At 43.5% G+C, this 14,547-nt stretch carries 16 protein-coding genes and 1 pseudogene; 14 read left to right on the plus strand and 3 right to left on the minus strand.

The genetic code is table 11. The annotated features are described in order from the left end of the window. Window positions 1–163: 163 nt before the first annotated feature. The 11 genes and pseudogenes from ACUW6H_RS07550 to ACUW6H_RS07600 all read left to right on the plus strand — a co-directional run bounded on the left by ACUW6H_RS07550 (window position 164) and on the right by ACUW6H_RS07600 (window position 9,094). Window positions 164–1,330, plus strand: a complete 1,167-nt coding sequence (locus tag ACUW6H_RS07550; RefSeq protein WP_454363510.1) for an SIS domain-containing protein — start codon at window positions 164–166, stop codon at window positions 1,328–1,330. Window positions 1,331–1,340: 10 nt separating this feature from the next. Continuing rightward, window positions 1,341–2,336, plus strand: coding sequence for a tagatose-bisphosphate aldolase (lacD, locus tag ACUW6H_RS07555; RefSeq protein ID WP_454363512.1), 996 nt, complete (start codon window positions 1,341–1,343; stop codon window positions 2,334–2,336). A 145-nt stretch (window positions 2,337–2,481) separates the two neighbouring features. After that, entirely contained in the window at window positions 2,482–3,519 is a 1,038-nt protein-coding gene (locus ACUW6H_RS07560; RefSeq protein WP_454363514.1) for an aldose epimerase family protein, read from the plus strand. 107 nt (window positions 3,520–3,626) lie between these two features. Then, entirely contained in the window at window positions 3,627–4,481 is an 855-nt protein-coding gene (locus ACUW6H_RS07565; protein ID WP_454363516.1) for a VOC family protein, read from the plus strand. A gap of 313 nt (window positions 4,482–4,794) precedes the next feature. After that, on the plus strand, window positions 4,795–5,367 hold the full coding sequence (locus ACUW6H_RS07570) for a hypothetical protein (RefSeq protein ID WP_454363518.1): 573 nt from the start codon (window positions 4,795–4,797) through the stop codon (window positions 5,365–5,367). 1 nt (window position 5,368) lies between these two features. After that, on the plus strand, window positions 5,369–6,037 hold the full coding sequence (locus tag ACUW6H_RS07575; RefSeq protein WP_454363519.1) for a hypothetical protein: 669 nt from the start codon (window positions 5,369–5,371) through the stop codon (window positions 6,035–6,037). A gap of 115 nt (window positions 6,038–6,152) precedes the next feature. After that, window positions 6,153–6,821 carry a hypothetical protein gene (locus ACUW6H_RS07580; protein WP_454363521.1) on the plus strand — a complete coding sequence of 223 codons (669 nt, stop codon included), beginning with the start codon at window positions 6,153–6,155 and terminating at the stop codon, window positions 6,819–6,821. A 26-nt stretch (window positions 6,822–6,847) separates the two neighbouring features. Further along, entirely contained in the window at window positions 6,848–7,495 is a 648-nt protein-coding gene (locus ACUW6H_RS07585) for a hypothetical protein (RefSeq protein ID WP_454363891.1), read from the plus strand. A 69-nt stretch (window positions 7,496–7,564) separates the two neighbouring features. Then, entirely contained in the window at window positions 7,565–8,107 is a 543-nt protein-coding gene (locus tag ACUW6H_RS07590; protein WP_096405796.1) for a DUF3592 domain-containing protein, read from the plus strand. 196 nt (window positions 8,108–8,303) lie between these two features. Next, window positions 8,304–8,561 carry a metal-sensitive transcriptional regulator gene (locus ACUW6H_RS07595; protein WP_096405797.1) on the plus strand — a complete coding sequence of 86 codons (258 nt, stop codon included), beginning with the start codon at window positions 8,304–8,306 and terminating at the stop codon, window positions 8,559–8,561. Between the two features lie 42 nt (window positions 8,562–8,603). After that, a pseudogene (locus tag ACUW6H_RS07600) lies at window positions 8,604–9,094 on the plus strand (prolyl-tRNA synthetase associated domain-containing protein). A 40-nt stretch (window positions 9,095–9,134) separates the two neighbouring features. Here ACUW6H_RS07600 and ACUW6H_RS07605 read toward each other — a convergent pair. From ACUW6H_RS07605 to ACUW6H_RS07615, 3 genes are read right to left on the minus strand one after another with little or no spacing between them, the layout of a single operon-like run. Further along, the gene (locus tag ACUW6H_RS07605; protein WP_454363524.1) at window positions 9,135–9,431 is read right to left on the minus strand and encodes a rhodanese-like domain-containing protein; all 297 of its coding nucleotides are present in this window, start codon (window positions 9,429–9,431) and stop codon (window positions 9,135–9,137) included. Beyond that, complete coding sequence (locus ACUW6H_RS07610) at window positions 9,421–11,076, minus strand: FAD-dependent oxidoreductase (protein WP_454363526.1); 1,656 nt, start codon at window positions 11,074–11,076, stop codon at window positions 9,421–9,423. Before ACUW6H_RS07610 ends, ACUW6H_RS07605 begins: the two co-directional genes overlap by 11 nt. A 20-nt stretch (window positions 11,077–11,096) precedes the next feature. Continuing rightward, window positions 11,097–11,405 carry a rhodanese-like domain-containing protein gene (locus tag ACUW6H_RS07615; protein WP_454363527.1) on the minus strand — a complete coding sequence of 103 codons (309 nt, stop codon included), beginning with the start codon at window positions 11,403–11,405 and terminating at the stop codon, window positions 11,097–11,099. A gap of 175 nt (window positions 11,406–11,580) precedes the next feature. Here ACUW6H_RS07615 and ACUW6H_RS07620 point away from each other — a divergent pair, with 175 nt between their 5' ends. The 3 genes from ACUW6H_RS07620 (at window position 11,581) to ACUW6H_RS07630 (ending at window position 14,544) form a co-directional block, all read left to right on the plus strand. Continuing rightward, the gene (locus ACUW6H_RS07620) at window positions 11,581–12,144 is read left to right on the plus strand and encodes a sugar O-acetyltransferase (protein ID WP_454363529.1); all 564 of its coding nucleotides are present in this window, start codon (window positions 11,581–11,583) and stop codon (window positions 12,142–12,144) included. A 277-nt stretch (window positions 12,145–12,421) separates the two neighbouring features. Further along, a complete protein-coding gene (locus ACUW6H_RS07625) occupies window positions 12,422–13,654 on the plus strand; it encodes a carbohydrate-binding domain-containing protein (RefSeq protein ID WP_454363531.1) in 1,233 nt (410 codons plus the stop codon). Window positions 13,655–13,779: 125 nt separating this feature from the next. Beyond that, entirely contained in the window at window positions 13,780–14,544 is a 765-nt protein-coding gene (locus ACUW6H_RS07630; RefSeq protein WP_454363533.1) for a nucleoside phosphorylase, read from the plus strand. The last annotated feature ends 3 nt before the right edge of the window (window positions 14,545–14,547 follow it).

The raw sequence follows: 14,547 nt of genomic DNA on the forward strand, positions 1-14,547 counted from the left end.
ATCGGTCTTTTTCCCCCAAGATTTTAGTTGGAACTCAATTCAATAAGATGTGACAACGTGAAAATCGTTAGAACAGCTTGTATAGAATATACATGGGAATGGGAGTCACTCTCATTCCCATATTTTCAATAGGAATGAAACAACAATAGATTAGAGGAACTCTATGCTAAATTACACAAAAGAAGAATTACTTGAACTGGGTGCAGAAATCACGACTCGTGAAATCTACCAACAGCCTGATGTATGGAAAGAAGCTTTTGAAGTCTATCAAGCGAAACGTGAAGAAATTGCAGCCTTTCTGCAAGGTATCGCTGATAGACATGACTATATCAAGGTCATCTTGACAGGTGCTGGGACTTCTGCTTATGTGGGAGATACCTTGGTGACATACTTTAAGGAAGTCTATGACGAGCGCAAATGGAACTTTAATGCCATTGCGACAACAGATATCGTAGCAAATCCAGAAACCTATCTGAAAAAAGATGTGGCAACTGTCCTTGTATCCTTTGCTCGTAGCGGAAATTCACCTGAAAGTGTGGCAACAGTTAATTTGGCTAAAGCCTTGGTTGATGACCTCTATCAAGTGACTATTACATGTGCTGCAGATGGAAAATTGGCTCTTCAAGCCCATGGCGATGACCGCAATCTCTTGCTCTTGCAACCGGCTGCTTCTAATGACGCTGGGTTTGCCATGACTTCTAGCTTTACGTCCATGATGTTGACAGCGCTCTTGGTTTTTGATCCTACAGAATTTGTTGTTAAAGCTGAACGTTTTGAAGTTGTTTCTAGTCTTGCCCGTAAAGTTCTAGACAATGCAGCAGATGTCAAAGAGCTGGTTGATCTTGACTTTAACCGTGTTATCTACCTAGGTGCTGGTCCTTTCTTTGGCCTTGCTCATGAAGCTCAGCTCAAGATTTTGGAATTAACAGCTGGTCAAGTGGCGACTATGTATGAAAGTCCAGTTGGCTTCCGTCACGGTCCAAAATCACTGATCAACGAAGATACAATTGTTTTGGTCTTTGGTACAACGACAGACTACACTCGCAAGTATGACTTGGACTTGGTTCGTGAAGTGGCTGGTGACCAGATTGCTCGTCGTGTCGTTCTTTTGAGTGATCAAGCCTTTGGTCTTGAAAATGTCAAAGAAGTAGCTCTTGGCTGTGGTGGAGTCTTGAATGATATTTACCGTGTCTTCCCTTACATCGTTTATGCCCAACTCTTTGCCCTTTTGACTTCGCTGAAAGTGGAAAACAAACCAGATACACCGTCTCCTACAGGTACAGTAAACCGTGTGGTACAAGGTGTTATCATTCATGACTATCAAAAGTAAGGAAGTGTCTATGAGTAAATTACAATTAAGTCCCAATAAAGTAGCCTGCTTGCAAAAACTCTCTGACGAGAACGGCATTATCTCAGCTCTTGCCTTTGACCAACGTGGCGCTTTGAAACGCCTCATGGCTCAATTCCAAACAGAAGAGCCAACAGTGGCTCAAATGGAAGAACTTAAAGTCTTGGTTGCAGATGAATTGACAAAATACGCATCATCTATGCTTCTTGACCCTGAGTATGGTCTTCCAGCTACAAAAGCGCTTGATGCCAATGCTGGTCTTCTCCTTGCTTATGAGAAAACTGGTTACGATACAACAAGCACCAAACGTTTGCCTGACTGCTTGGATGTTTGGTCTGCAAAACGCATCAAGGAACAAGGCGCAGACGCTGTTAAGTTCTTGCTTTACTATGACGTAGACAGCGCTGACGAACTCAACCAAGAAAAACAAGCCTACATCGAACGTATCGGTTCTGAGTGTGTGGCGGAAGATATTCCATTCTTCCTTGAAATCTTGGCTTACGATGAAAAAATCGCTGACGCAGGTTCTGCAGAATACGCAAAAGTAAAACCACACAAGGTTATTGGTGCTATGAAGGTCTTCTCAGACCCACGCTTTAACATCGATGTCTTGAAAGTAGAAGTTCCAGTCAACGTCAAATACGTTGAAGGCTTTGGCGATGGTGAAATCGTTCATACACGTGAAGAAGCAGCAACCTTCTTCAAAGCTCAAGACGAAGCAACAAATCTTCCATACATCTACTTGAGTGCAGGTGTATCAGCTAAGCTTTTCCAAGAAACACTAGTCTTTGCCCACGAATCAGGCGCAAACTTCAACGGCGTTCTTTGCGGCCGTGCAACATGGGCTGGATCAGTTGAAGCCTACATCAAAGACGGTGAAGCAGCAGCTCGTGAATGGTTGCGTACAACTGGATTTGAGAACATTGACGAACTCAACAAGGTTCTTCAAACAACAGCGACTTCATGGAAAGAACGTGTAGAAGCATAAAACAGGTATAGAAGAATCCCTTTTTGTTAAGCAAATGCTTAGATTTTCTGACAAAGGATTCTGAAAATAGAAACTACAACCATAGATGGTGCATACACTCTCTATGGTTTGTTTACTTGAGAGAAATGGATCAAAGGAGAGAAGAATGAAAGCATACACAGAGCGTGTATTTGGAAATCATGAGGACAAGGATGTCTTGGCCTATCGCTTTGAGACTGATGGTGGTTACCAGCTTGAAGTTATGACTTATGGTGCGACCATCTTGCGCTATGTCACACCTGACAAGGCTGGAAATTTTGCCAATGTGATTTTGGGTTTTGATGATTTTGCTAGCTATGTAGGCAATAGTCCCAAGCATGGAGCAAGTGTAGGTCCTGTAGCGGGCCGTATTGCAGGTGCAACATTTGAGCTCAATGGTCAGACCTATAATCTTGAAGTCAACAACGCTAGCAACTGTAATCACAGTGGTTCAACAGGTTGGGATTCGAGCTTGTTTGAATTGGTCGAGGTGAGCGACCATGGATTGACTCTCTACACAGAGCGTACAGACGGGACAGGAGGATTTCCTGGTAATCTTAAGATTTGGATTAGCTACCATTTGGAAGAAACTGGTGCTTACGAAGTCAGCTATAAGGTGACGACAGATCAGGATACGCTGGTCAATCCAACTAATCACAGCTACTTCAACTTGTCTGGTGATTTTACGCAGACAGTTGACCGTCATGTCTTCCAGCTAAATACGGAGGGCATTTACCCAATCGCTCCCGACGGTGTGCCAGCAAAAACTTCAGATGCTGATCGCGATGTGGTGAAACACATCTACAATGGTGCTTTGCTCAAGGATATCTTTTCAGAGGACGATGAGCAAATCCAGCTGGTATCTGGTTTGGATCACCCATTTGCCCTTCCTGCAGGTCATGACAATGCTGGTTTCCTTTATGACCAAAACTCAGGTCGTTTCCTACTTTTCAAGACAGAGGCCCCTTGCTTTGTGGTCTACACAGCAAACTTTGTGGATGAGAGTGTCATCATAGGAGGTCAGCCAATGGTACAGCACAATGGCATTGCCCTTGAAGCGCAAGCTTTACCAGATGCCATTCACAGTGACTTCAAAGACCAAGTCATTCTCAAAGCAGGGCAAACCTTTACCAGCAAAACTCGCTACGAGCTTGTTGTTAAATAAAAAGAAGAGCTGGTTTCCAGCTCTTTTGAGTTGTCTTCGTTGACATTTTATTTCAATAGTGTATAATTGATGTAATTAATAAAGTTACAACAAAAAGGAGACACCCGATGACTTATGCATACCAAAGCCACATTTACCTAGCGGAGGCGGTTTTAAATGTTAAGGATTTGACGAGTCAAACGGCTTTTTATCACCAGATTATTGGTTTGGAGATTTTATCCCAAACAGAGACAGAAGCAATTTTGGGACTTGGTCGAAAAGCCTTGGTTCACTTGATTGCGACAGAAAAGGCTGGCGAAGTAAGGGAGCATTATGGGCTCTACCATCTGGCGATTTTGTTGCCGACACGAAAAGCCTTGGCAGATGTCTTGAAACACCTAAGTGATTTGCGGATTCCTCTGGTCGGGGGTGCAGATCATGGATACAGTGAGGCTCTTTATCTGGAGGATTTGGAAGGAAATGGCATTGAACTCTACCGTGATAAACCAGTTTCCTCATGGGATATTCGAGAAGACGGCCGCATTATCGGTGTGACAGAGGCCCTTGCGGCTCAGGATATCTATGAGTTAGGGGAAAAGGTAGATCCCTTTATCCTAGCTGAAGGGACGAGAATGGGGCATATCCATCTATCAGTTAAGGATAGTCGCGCGGCGAGTCAGTTTTATCAAAAGGTGTTAGGGCTAGAGGATAAATTTAGCATCCCTAGTGCTAGTTGGATTGCAGCTGGGGACTACCACCATCACTTAGCAGTCAATGAATGGGGAGGAAAAAATCTGGCTCCACGTAAGGCAGGCATGCCTGGCTTGGCCTACTACGTCCTTGAGGTCGAAAGCAAGGAAGAACTCTTAGCCATCGTTCAGCAAGCGCAAGAGATAGAAGCAACAATCAAGTGGATACATTCGAGTGAGTTGGATCTTGTAGATCCAGACGGCATTGTGACCCGCATTCGCTTGGAACGATGAGACGAGGAAAACATATCATATATTTTAGAGACATAGAAAAAGGCGGACAAGCTCGCATTCTGTTTTTAGAACGCGGACTTGTTCGCTTTTGTATGAAATGACGAAGCCTTCTTTGACTCTAGCCAATGTATCTATCGGGGATATTTTACCTTTTCTGGGGGTTCATGCTATAATACTAATAAACTTTTCTTTCTCTAGAAAGGCAAATGCCGAAAAATCGGTTAGACTGCTCGCAATCGTTGTCACGATGCTTTTAAGAGAAAGTAGAACTCTGTTTGAACATCCGTATTGAGTTTAGGAGACGGGAAATAAGATGGACACAAGTGTAAAAAAATTAATCAGTATGGGGCCTCTGGAGGACTATTTTATCTATTATGATCTGAAGAATCAAGTATTCTATAGTGTAAAACAAGGCATGAATTATTCAGCCATTGCAGCTCCTATTGCAATCTATTCCTTGCAACGGCTGTCGAAATTGCTCAACCAAACCTTTGGAGATGTCTCCTCCCCTTTCAATCTGATCTTCTTTATCTTGATGTCTCTGTTTTTAATTTTCGGGACCATTCTCCTTGCCAAATCTACTCGACGCAACATGAAGACAGATAGATTTAGAAAAGTTCGACTGACAAAAGCCAATATCAAAACCCTTAGGAGAAAATCTAGGGCGTTGACAGTAGTTGGCTACATTTTTGTTTTAATAACGATTTTTTCAGCCTATCGTTATCTGGCTGTTTCTGATTTTCAATTTTTAATTATGTACATGTTAGGGATTGGTATTCTTACATATATAGTCTATGATTTTCGGATGAAAACACGCAAACGACTGTTCAAAGAGCTGATGGAGACATTACAGGACGGTAGCCGAGGGAAAGAGGGAGAAATGTAAGATGAGAAAAATCATTTATATAGGTCAAGGAAGCCTGCAATCCGTCTACTATAACACAAGGACGAGAGAGGCTTTAACGACAGAATCTAGCACCGTTTCAGACACTGATGGTGCTATCAGTTCAAAGAAATCCAAGTGGCCTTGGCTTCTCTTCTTTGCTTTCTTGCTAGTTGCTGTCATCAGTATTTGGATTCGTTCCTTGATAGCGCCCTTTAGATTGAGTGAGTGGATGGCTCCGATCCATTTAGCCGCAATCCTTTTCGTTTTTATCGGAAGTGTTTATGGATTTGAAAAACTGTTCTACAGTGGGGCTAAGTCGCTTGTCCCAGCAAGTGAAGAACAGTTTAAAGATGCGGTTGAAAGTAGTACTTTTTGGAGGAAGTCACCAGATAAGGAACCAACAGTCGATAAAATCATCTTGTATCTATTTGTTATCCTCGTTCTTCTATTTGTTTTTGTTATTGTTGTGTTCTTTGCCATACCTGGGACCTTCATTCCCTACTATGAACATGAATGGTTTGAGCCGTCCATGTTCATGGTACCAATCGGAGCAACGATCGTCCCAATTAGTGTCGTACTGCTCTTATTCCAAAACAATCCAATCCGCTGGCTCTTAGCCGTGCGGAAGTATGAGCAGGGGAAAGTGATATTTGGGGAAGAGAAGAACTAGAAACACGAGAGAAACGCTAGTACCATTACCAGTGGTTGGTGATGTTTTATCAACAACCTATGATAAAATTGAAGTTTCTGATTATAGTGATTGGTGGAAACTGTGGTGATTTTATATGAGAAAAATAATTTTTATTGGACAGAGCGGTGATAAGGCCGTTTACTATAATACGCGAACGAGAGAAGCTCTTGTAGCAGATAAGAGCGCCTTGTTAAATACAGAAGGGGCTAGGAAGACCAATAGTGCTATTATTCCTTTGATGTTTGCTTTTGTTTTTTTGGGTATTATCGGAGGATTAGTAGCTATACCTGCATTTTCAGGTTTTCGATACAGCAGCTGGATGGTTCCGCCATATATCGCTACCCAGTTCTTTGTCTGCTTTGGCTTTATATGGATGATGGAAGAGGCCTTGTATAAAGAAGTGAAGCAGGTTCAGGGGGCAAGTTCTCAACAGTTCGCGAAAGCCGTTTATTCAAATCTGCTTTGGGAAAATTTTAGTGAGAAAAAAGCGACGTTTGCAAAAATGATAGTTTTTTTAATAATACAGTTAGTAATTCTATTTATAGCATTTATAGGAATCGCTACCATACTAAATATTATAAATTCATTTATAAATCAGGATGAATTTGACGCACAAATTTTATTTTCATTATTGATAGGTCTCTTTCCTGCCTTGTTGTACCTTTTCTTATTCCAAAACAATCCAATCCGCTGGCTCTTAGCTGTGCGAAAGTATGAACAGGGGAAAGTGATATTTAAGGAAGAAATAGAAAAGAGGGAATGATAATGTCACAAGAGAGATATTTGTAGATCAAAAAAGAGCATCAAGTTCGTAAGTTTGTGGGGCGTTTCCTCTTCATTCTTCTCGCTATACTCGATGTTCTACTGGTATCAAGTCATTCCAATTATGTCCCGCTTGTAACGGTGGCTATGGTAACGATTGTGCCTTTTAATCATTTTCTACTTGGTCCTCTTAGGAGACAGAAAAAAGCCATAGAAAAAGAGCACCCGGAATGGAAAGAACTCAGTACAAAGGGAGTAAAAGTTCCTTCAGCAGAAGCCAATAAAAGAACCTTGGCTGGTATTGGGATCTTGATAGCCTTGCTGTTGTCTTTTGGGCTATTCTATAAACCTGTGAAACAGTCGAACGTAAAGGTGAACCAAGTAGACAAGCTGCCTAAGATTGATTTTAAAGCGCCTGAAACATCCAAGTCTTCTGAGCCTGAGTCGTCCAGCTCTTCTAAGACCAAAGAATCCAGTTCCTCAGAGTCGGAATCCTCGTCTTCGACTGAACAAAGTTCTAAAACCGAAAGTTCAGGAACAAAGCCGTCAAAAAGCGAATCCAATAATCCTTATTACCAGATTCCAGGACTTACTGACGAACAGGTGAGAGATATCATATCAAAATCTGTGAAAGATTTAAGAGAAAAACAGTCAAAAGAAAAATCCGAAGAGTAGATTCGATGTCGATTCTGGACGAGTTCCTTCTTTGGGCTTTCACTCTATAGAATAACTGGAGGAGTTCATATGACTAAAGAAATGATTGGTTTGATAGTTGGGACAGTCGTCACTCTCCTATCTTTTGTGTTTGTATGCGGCACCTTTCTCTACCTCTATCTTCGAGAACGGAAGATGGTACGGCTTGCCCAGTCATCTGTAGAGGGAACGGTTGTTGGCTATAGTCGTTTTCGTGAGGGTTATCCACCTATCGTTGAATACACGGTGGATGGGCTTACTTATAAGAAAACCTTGCAGTATTTTATGATCAAAACGGTCACGACTCCGTGGGGGCCTACTAAGGTTTCAAATGATTATACAAGGGAAGAAATGCTGGCGCCTTCCATCACTCGCTACAGCAACTCCTTTGTTTCCTTTGATAGCTTGATGCAGACCCATTTCCCCCTTCATTCGGAGCTAACGGTCTGGTATGATCCAGACAAGCCGACCAGGGCCTATGTCGAACGTTACAGCGGCATGGACAAGTTTTACAAGTGGTTTGGTATCGGATTTGGACTGGCCCTAGTCCTGGTCTATGGGATAGTAATCCTAGCCTTTTTGTCCAAGATATAAGGCATAACTAATCGGAAACTTGATGTCCCGATTATGCTTCAAGGAGAACAGCTTTAGTTCTCCTTTTTCCTGCTCAGTAATCTTTTCTAGCCAATACAAAGAAAAGGTTGTCTCCTATAAAGACAGATAGGATGAGAATTTTGACAAAGAACCTTATTCGAGATATAATGAAGAAAAAGTGACCAAGGATAAATCAATGACAAACTCAAAGTATATAACACGCCTGAAACGTTCAGAGGGCCAGTTGCGTGGGATCCAAAAGATGATAGAAGAAGATCGTGACTGCGCAGATATCATTACCCAGTTGACTGCAGTGCGCTCCAGTGTTGAGCGCGTGATTGAGATGATGATTACCGAAAATCTCACTGCTTGCATCAACCAACCGCTAGAGGACCCTGAGGCTCAAAAGGAACGCTTGGAAAAGGCTGTTCAGTACCTAATCAAACGAAAATAACCCACTTTTGGGGACTATCAAGTTGATAAGGGAGGCTAGAAGATGGAAGCATACGAAAAAGTAGTAGAAATACTAAATGGGCTAGATAGACCCTTTGAAATCGTGGAGTACGAGCCGGCCTTAACCACGGAGCAGGCAGATAGTTTTATCGAGGAAATCGAAGGTATCCGTACCAAGACCATGTTTCTCACAAACAAAAAAGAAAAACAGCCTATTATCTGCTAATCATGGATGATCAAAAGCGTCTGGATATGGACCTCTTGAAAGAACTAATAGGAGCTAATAGAATTCGGATGGCCTCGCCTGAGAGCTTGTTTGAAAAAATGAGCTTGCCCGCAGGAGTTGTTTCGCCTTTTGGCTTGCTCAACAATACCGACAAGGACATTCAAGTTTATTTCGAAAAAGAAATCATGTCGGAAAAACGGATGAGTTTTCACCCCAATACCAACGAGAAAACCCTCTTTTTGGATACCGTAGATTTGCTTCGTTTTTTAGAAGCGATTGGTTACGAGCCCCATATCATTGAGTTGTAAAAACGAAAAAACCGATTAAGGAACTTAATCGGTTTTTTGCTTATTCTACTTGACCGGGCCAAGCATTCATACCACCTTCTACATTGGTAACGATGAGGCCCTGGGCGCTGAGAAATTGACAGGCAGAGGCAGAACGCACTCCTCCTTGGCAGATGACATGGTATTCATGGTCAGGTTTGAGTTCTTTGTAGCCTTGCTCCAAGGTACTTAACGGAAGATTTTTGGCACCCGGTGCATGTCCTGCTTGGAATTCATGTACTTCACGGACATCGATAAGATCTAGATTTTCATGTTGATATTTTTCATAAAAGTCAGCCATGCTGATATTAGTTAGCATATTCTACTCCTTCTGGCTTAGCCATTTTGTATAGTGAATAAGCGCCGTCAAGGTTTTGGACGGTAAATCCTGCTTGTTTGAGGATACGCTCTGCGATATAGCTGCGCAAACCACTGTGGCAGCTAACGATGTAGGCTTGGTTCTTGTCCAGTTCGTCCAAGCGTTCCCGTAGTTCGTTTAGGGGAATGTGGATGGTGTCGACTTTGAGTCGACCACTTTGGAATTCGCCACTGGTCCGCACGTCTAGGAATTTCTTTCCAGCAGCCAGTTCGTCTTCTAGTTGGTACCACTGGATATTGTCGCTGAGACCTTCGATAAGGTTCAAGGCTGCGTAGCCCAGCATATTGACGGGATCCTTGGCAGAACCAAAAGGTGGCGCATAGGTAAACTCTAACTCTGGTAGGTCAAAGACGGTGAGATTTCCCTTGATAGCAGTTGCTAGGATATCAATTCGCTTGTCAACACCTTTCTTCCCAACTCCTTGGGCACCATAGATTTTTCCAGTGTTTGGTTCGAAGAGGAGCTTCAAGGTCATATCAGTAGCGCCAGGATAATAACCGGCGTGGTCTTTTCCACTGACATGAAGTGCCTTGTAAGGAAGTTGATTCATGCTAAGGATACGCTCGCTGAGACCAGTCGAAGCAGCTGTCATATCAAAGGCACGAACGATCGCAGTGCCGATACTTCCCTTGTTTGTACGACCAAGTCCTGCGATGATGTCCGCCACTTGGCGTCCCTGACGATTGGCAGGAGAAGCAAGAGAGATGAGGGCGTCTTGGCCCGTAATCTCTTGCTTGACGACGATGGCATCCCCAACTGCAAAAATATCTTTTTGACTGGTTTCGTAATGTTCATCGACCAGGATTCCACCACGAAGTCCCAGTTCAATCCCCGCAGCTTTAGCCAGTCCATTTTCAGGCTCAACACCGACAGAAAGGATGGTGAGGTCAGAAGTGATCTTTTGACCGTTTTCGAGAACGATGACTTTTCCTTGGTCTTCAAATCGAGTCGCAGACTGAGAAGTGATAACGCGAACGCCGTTTGCCAGCAATTCTGCTTGGACAAAGGCTGCCATTTCGTGATCTAATGGTGGCAAGACATGGGGTGCTTTCTCAATGATGGTAACTTGCAATCCACGTTTGGCCAGGTTTTCAGCCATTTCAAGCCCGATAAAGCCTGCACCGATAACGACAGCTTCTTTTGAATGATTGTCCAAGGCCACCATAATTTCATCAAGATTGGGAACATTGCGAAGCGTGTAGGCATTCTTAGCTTCTGCCAAACCTTCAATGCTAGGAACAAATGGTTTAGCTCCTGGGGAGAGGATCAACTTATCGTAGCTTTCTGTGAATTCCTGTCCATCATGGCGTACGGTCACAGTGTGTTCTGCTGGCGAAATGCTGATGACCTCGTGAAATGGTCGCACATCGAGATTAAAGCGTGCTTTGAGACTTTCAGGAGTTTGGACCAATAAACTATCACGATTTGCAATCTCTCCTGAAACATAGTAAGGAAGTCCGCAGTTTGCAAAGGAAACAAAGGGACCTTTCTCAAAAATAGTGATTTCAGCGTCTTCCATGAGACGTCTGAGGCGGGTTGCTGCTGACATACCGCCTGCAACTCCCCCGACAATGATAATTTTCATTGATTTTCTCCTTTATGCTTCTAGATGACCTTACCTGTCCAAGCGCTCATACCGCCTCGTACATTGATGACATCGTAGCCTTTTTTCTTTAGCTTCTTCGCAGCTAGTTTGCTTCGCACACCAGAATGACAAATGACATAGAGTGTTTCTTTTGTCGCTGGTGCATAAGATCCGATTTCGGATAGAGGGACATTCTTGGCATTTTTGATATGACCTCTACGAAATTCCATAGGCGTCCGAACATCCAGTAGCTGAATCGGTTCTCTGAGTTTAGCTTCTAACTCGCTGGTCGAAATACTGTCAATTTTTGTAAATAATAAGTGAAACATAGGCACCTCCAAATATACCCTTATGGGGTATATTAAACCATGAAGTCAAACTTTTGTCAAGTAAGTTGTTTTGACTTGGGAGGGAATTAGTTTCGAGAGCCTAGAAAGCAGGCTATTCTTGACCTTTCAAAGTCTTTTTGATATGATGGCCTCAAACTAAGTGTGAGGTATTAAGATGACCAGTGAATACCAGAAAATGATTGCAGGGGAGCCTTACCGTCCGTCGGATCCTGAATTACGGACCTTGGCGCAGGCTTCTCGCCAAAAACAGTTTGCCTTCAACCAGGAGTTAGATCCCTTGAAAGGGGCAGAGATTATCAAGACTTGGTTTGGTTCAACTGGAGAAAATCTCTATGTCAATCCACGCCTGGTGGTCGATTATGGAATCAATATCCATCTAGGGGAAAATTTTTATTCTAATTGGAACTTGACCATGCTAGATGTTTGTCCGATTCGCATCGGTAACAATGCTATGCTTGGCCCCAACTGTCAGTTTTTAACCCCACTCCATCCACTGGATCCGCATGAACGAAATTTAGGGGTCGAATATGGCAAGCCCATCACCATCGGTGACAATTTCTGGGCTGGAGGTGGCGTCATTGTCCTTCCTGGAGTGACACTGGGCAATAATGTCGTTGCTGGAGCTGGATCTGTGATTACCAAATCCTTCGGAGATAATGTTGTCCTAGCTGGCAATCCTGCGCGAGTTATCAAGGAAATCCCTGTGAAAGAAAATTAAAAAGAACAGCTGGGACTGTTCTTTTTGTAATCTTTATCTTGGTCTTATAGATTTTTCTTCTTTTTGGCTTTTTTGAATAGAGCGACATCGCACTTGGGGATGTTGCTTTTAAAAACTATTAAATGCATTTTAGTACTCTCAAATTGTTTCTAGTAGCCCTTTCAAAAGAATACTGAGTGAAACTGAATTTAAGGGAACTTTCAGAAAAGTTTTAGTTTTGTTTCAGGGATCTTCTGTAGACTGTCTAGCTATATCATACGAAGGAGAGGAAAAAGGTATGAAATCAAAGAAATGGACCCTACTCGCAACGAGTTTAACGGCAATGGTGCTGATGGCAGCATGTTCCCAGTCAACAACTACATCTAATACCAATGCAACGACAAATAATGCAACAACTTCAACAAAGACAAACCAAACTTCCTATTTTACTGAGAAGGACTATGATACTTCTTATGATGAAAGCACAGCTTCTAAGATTGAGCTATCTGGCTCATCTGCAAATGTCTCTGGAGATGGGGTAACAGTCTCTGGCTCAACAGTGACCATCACAAAATCTGGCACCTATGTGATTTCAGGTCAGTCTGACGGAGTGCAGATCAAGGTCGAGGCAGATGAGTCGGCAGATGTTCACCTAGTCCTAAAAGGTGTCACCATGACCAACACCAATGCAGCGATATCTGCGACATCAGCTGGGCATGTCTACCTGACTCTGGCAGAAGGGACCACCAACAGTCTCTCTGACTCAAGCTCGAACAGTGACGAAAAAGCCGATGCAGCTCTCTTTTCTAAGGTGGATTTAACCATCAACGGGAAAGGAACTCTTAATGTAGAAGGAAAGAAAAATAATGGTATTAAGGCCAACGACACCCTCCACATCACGGGTGGAACCTATAACATCACCGCAGTTGGCGATGCCTTTAATGTCAATGATGAGCTCAACATCACTGGTACGACCATGACTATCGATGCCAAAGAAGATGGAGTCAAGGTGGACAATGATGAAGATACTTCAGTCGGAACCATGTACCTATCTAACAACAAGATTACCGTTACAGCAGGGGATGATGGCATCCATGCTTCTGGAGACCTCGTCATCGATAGTGGGACCTACACTGTCAAGAATTCGACAGAAGGACTTGAAGGGAAATCCATCACTATCAACGGAGGGGATATTAGCATCTATTCAACAGATGATGGAGTCAATGCGGCCAACAAAAATGCCCAACAAAGTGAAATCTTCTTCACCATGAATGGCGGGAACCTGACTGTAGAAGTTGGTCAAGGAGATACAGACCCAATCGACTCGAATGGGAATATCACTGTCACCGGCGGAACCATTAAAATGATTGGTCAAACAGGTTTTGACTTTGATGGAACTGCGACCTACACAGGTGGGGACATCTATCTCAACGGTGAGAAACAAACGGAAATCGTCAATTCTATGCCTGGAGGCGGTGGGCCGAATGGAGCTCCTCAAGGTGACGGTCCAGCCCCTGGCGGACAAGGATAAGCAAAATTCTCCTTTCTCGAGAGAGAAGGGAGATTTTTGTGTTGTTACTAGAGGAAATGTAAAGACAACTCCTTGACACTCCGTCAGTTTTTGATACAATAGTACAAAATTAGAGGAGGTGGGCGATGATTCAGAAGCATGCGATTCCTATTTTAGAGTTTGATGATAACCCCCAAGCGGTCCTTATGCCAACACATGAGGGGTTAGACTTGAAGTTGCCAAAGAAGTGTATCTATGCATTTTTGGAGGAGGAGATTGACCGCTATGCTCAGGAAGTAGGGGCGGACTGTGTTGGTGAGTTCGTTTCGGCCACCAAAACCTATCCAGTATATGTCATCAACTACAAGGACGAGGAGATTTGTCTGGCCCAAGCGCCCGTTGGTTCTGCCCCAGCGGCCCAGTTTATGGATTGGTTGATTGGCTATGGTGTGGAGCAAATCATTTCCACTGGTATTTGTGGAGTCCTAGCCGATATAGAGGAAAATGCCTTTCTAGTTCCTGTTCGCGCTTTGCGAGATGAGGGGACCAGCTACCATTATGTAGCGCCTTCTCGTTATATGGAGATGCAGATTGAGGCTGTCTCTGCCATTGAGCAAGTCTTGGAGCAAAGAGGCATTCCTTACGAGGAGGTCATGACCTGGACGACAGATGGTTTTTATCGAGAGACAGCTGAAAAGGTTGCCTATCGCAAGGAAGAAGGCTGTGCTGTTGTGGAGATGGAGTGCTCTGCTCTTGCGGCAGTTGCCCAACTACGTGGGGTTGTCTGGGGAGAACTGCTCTTTACCGCAGATTCCTTGGCAGATCTGGACAACTACGACAGTCGTGACTGGGGCTCAGAAGCTTTTGATAAGGCACTCGAACTCTGTCTTGCCATTGTGCACCACATGTGAGTG

The organism is Streptococcus sp. 151470009-6 (assembly GCF_053628175.1).

What these genes read in the sequence shown, in the direction of transcription:
- ACUW6H_RS07550 (WP_454363510.1), top strand. Translation starts at nt 164, where the DNA reads ATGCTAAATTACACAAAAGAAGAATTACTTGAACTGGGTGCAGAAATC.
- lacD (WP_454363512.1), top strand. Translation starts at nt 1,341, where the DNA reads ATGAGTAAATTACAATTAAGTCCCAATAAAGTAGCCTGCTTGCAAAAA.
- ACUW6H_RS07560 (WP_454363514.1), top strand. Translation starts at nt 2,482, where the DNA reads ATGAAAGCATACACAGAGCGTGTATTTGGAAATCATGAGGACAAGGAT.
- ACUW6H_RS07565 (WP_454363516.1), top strand. Translation starts at nt 3,627, where the DNA reads ATGACTTATGCATACCAAAGCCACATTTACCTAGCGGAGGCGGTTTTA.
- ACUW6H_RS07570 (WP_454363518.1), top strand. Translation starts at nt 4,795, where the DNA reads ATGGACACAAGTGTAAAAAAATTAATCAGTATGGGGCCTCTGGAGGAC.
- ACUW6H_RS07575 (WP_454363519.1), top strand. Translation starts at nt 5,369, where the DNA reads ATGAGAAAAATCATTTATATAGGTCAAGGAAGCCTGCAATCCGTCTAC.
- ACUW6H_RS07580 (WP_454363521.1), top strand. Translation starts at nt 6,153, where the DNA reads ATGAGAAAAATAATTTTTATTGGACAGAGCGGTGATAAGGCCGTTTAC.
- ACUW6H_RS07590 (WP_096405796.1), top strand. Translation starts at nt 7,565, where the DNA reads ATGACTAAAGAAATGATTGGTTTGATAGTTGGGACAGTCGTCACTCTC.
- ACUW6H_RS07595 (WP_096405797.1), top strand. Translation starts at nt 8,304, where the DNA reads ATGACAAACTCAAAGTATATAACACGCCTGAAACGTTCAGAGGGCCAG.
- ACUW6H_RS07605 (WP_454363524.1), bottom strand. Translation starts at nt 9,431, where the DNA reads ATGCTAACTAATATCAGCATGGCTGACTTTTATGAAAAATATCAACAT.
- ACUW6H_RS07610 (WP_454363526.1), bottom strand. Translation starts at nt 11,076, where the DNA reads ATGAAAATTATCATTGTCGGGGGAGTTGCAGGCGGTATGTCAGCAGCA.
- ACUW6H_RS07615 (WP_454363527.1), bottom strand. Translation starts at nt 11,405, where the DNA reads ATGTTTCACTTATTATTTACAAAAATTGACAGTATTTCGACCAGCGAG.
- ACUW6H_RS07620 (WP_454363529.1), top strand. Translation starts at nt 11,581, where the DNA reads ATGACCAGTGAATACCAGAAAATGATTGCAGGGGAGCCTTACCGTCCG.
- ACUW6H_RS07625 (WP_454363531.1), top strand. Translation starts at nt 12,422, where the DNA reads ATGAAATCAAAGAAATGGACCCTACTCGCAACGAGTTTAACGGCAATG.
- ACUW6H_RS07630 (WP_454363533.1), top strand. Translation starts at nt 13,780, where the DNA reads ATGATTCAGAAGCATGCGATTCCTATTTTAGAGTTTGATGATAACCCC.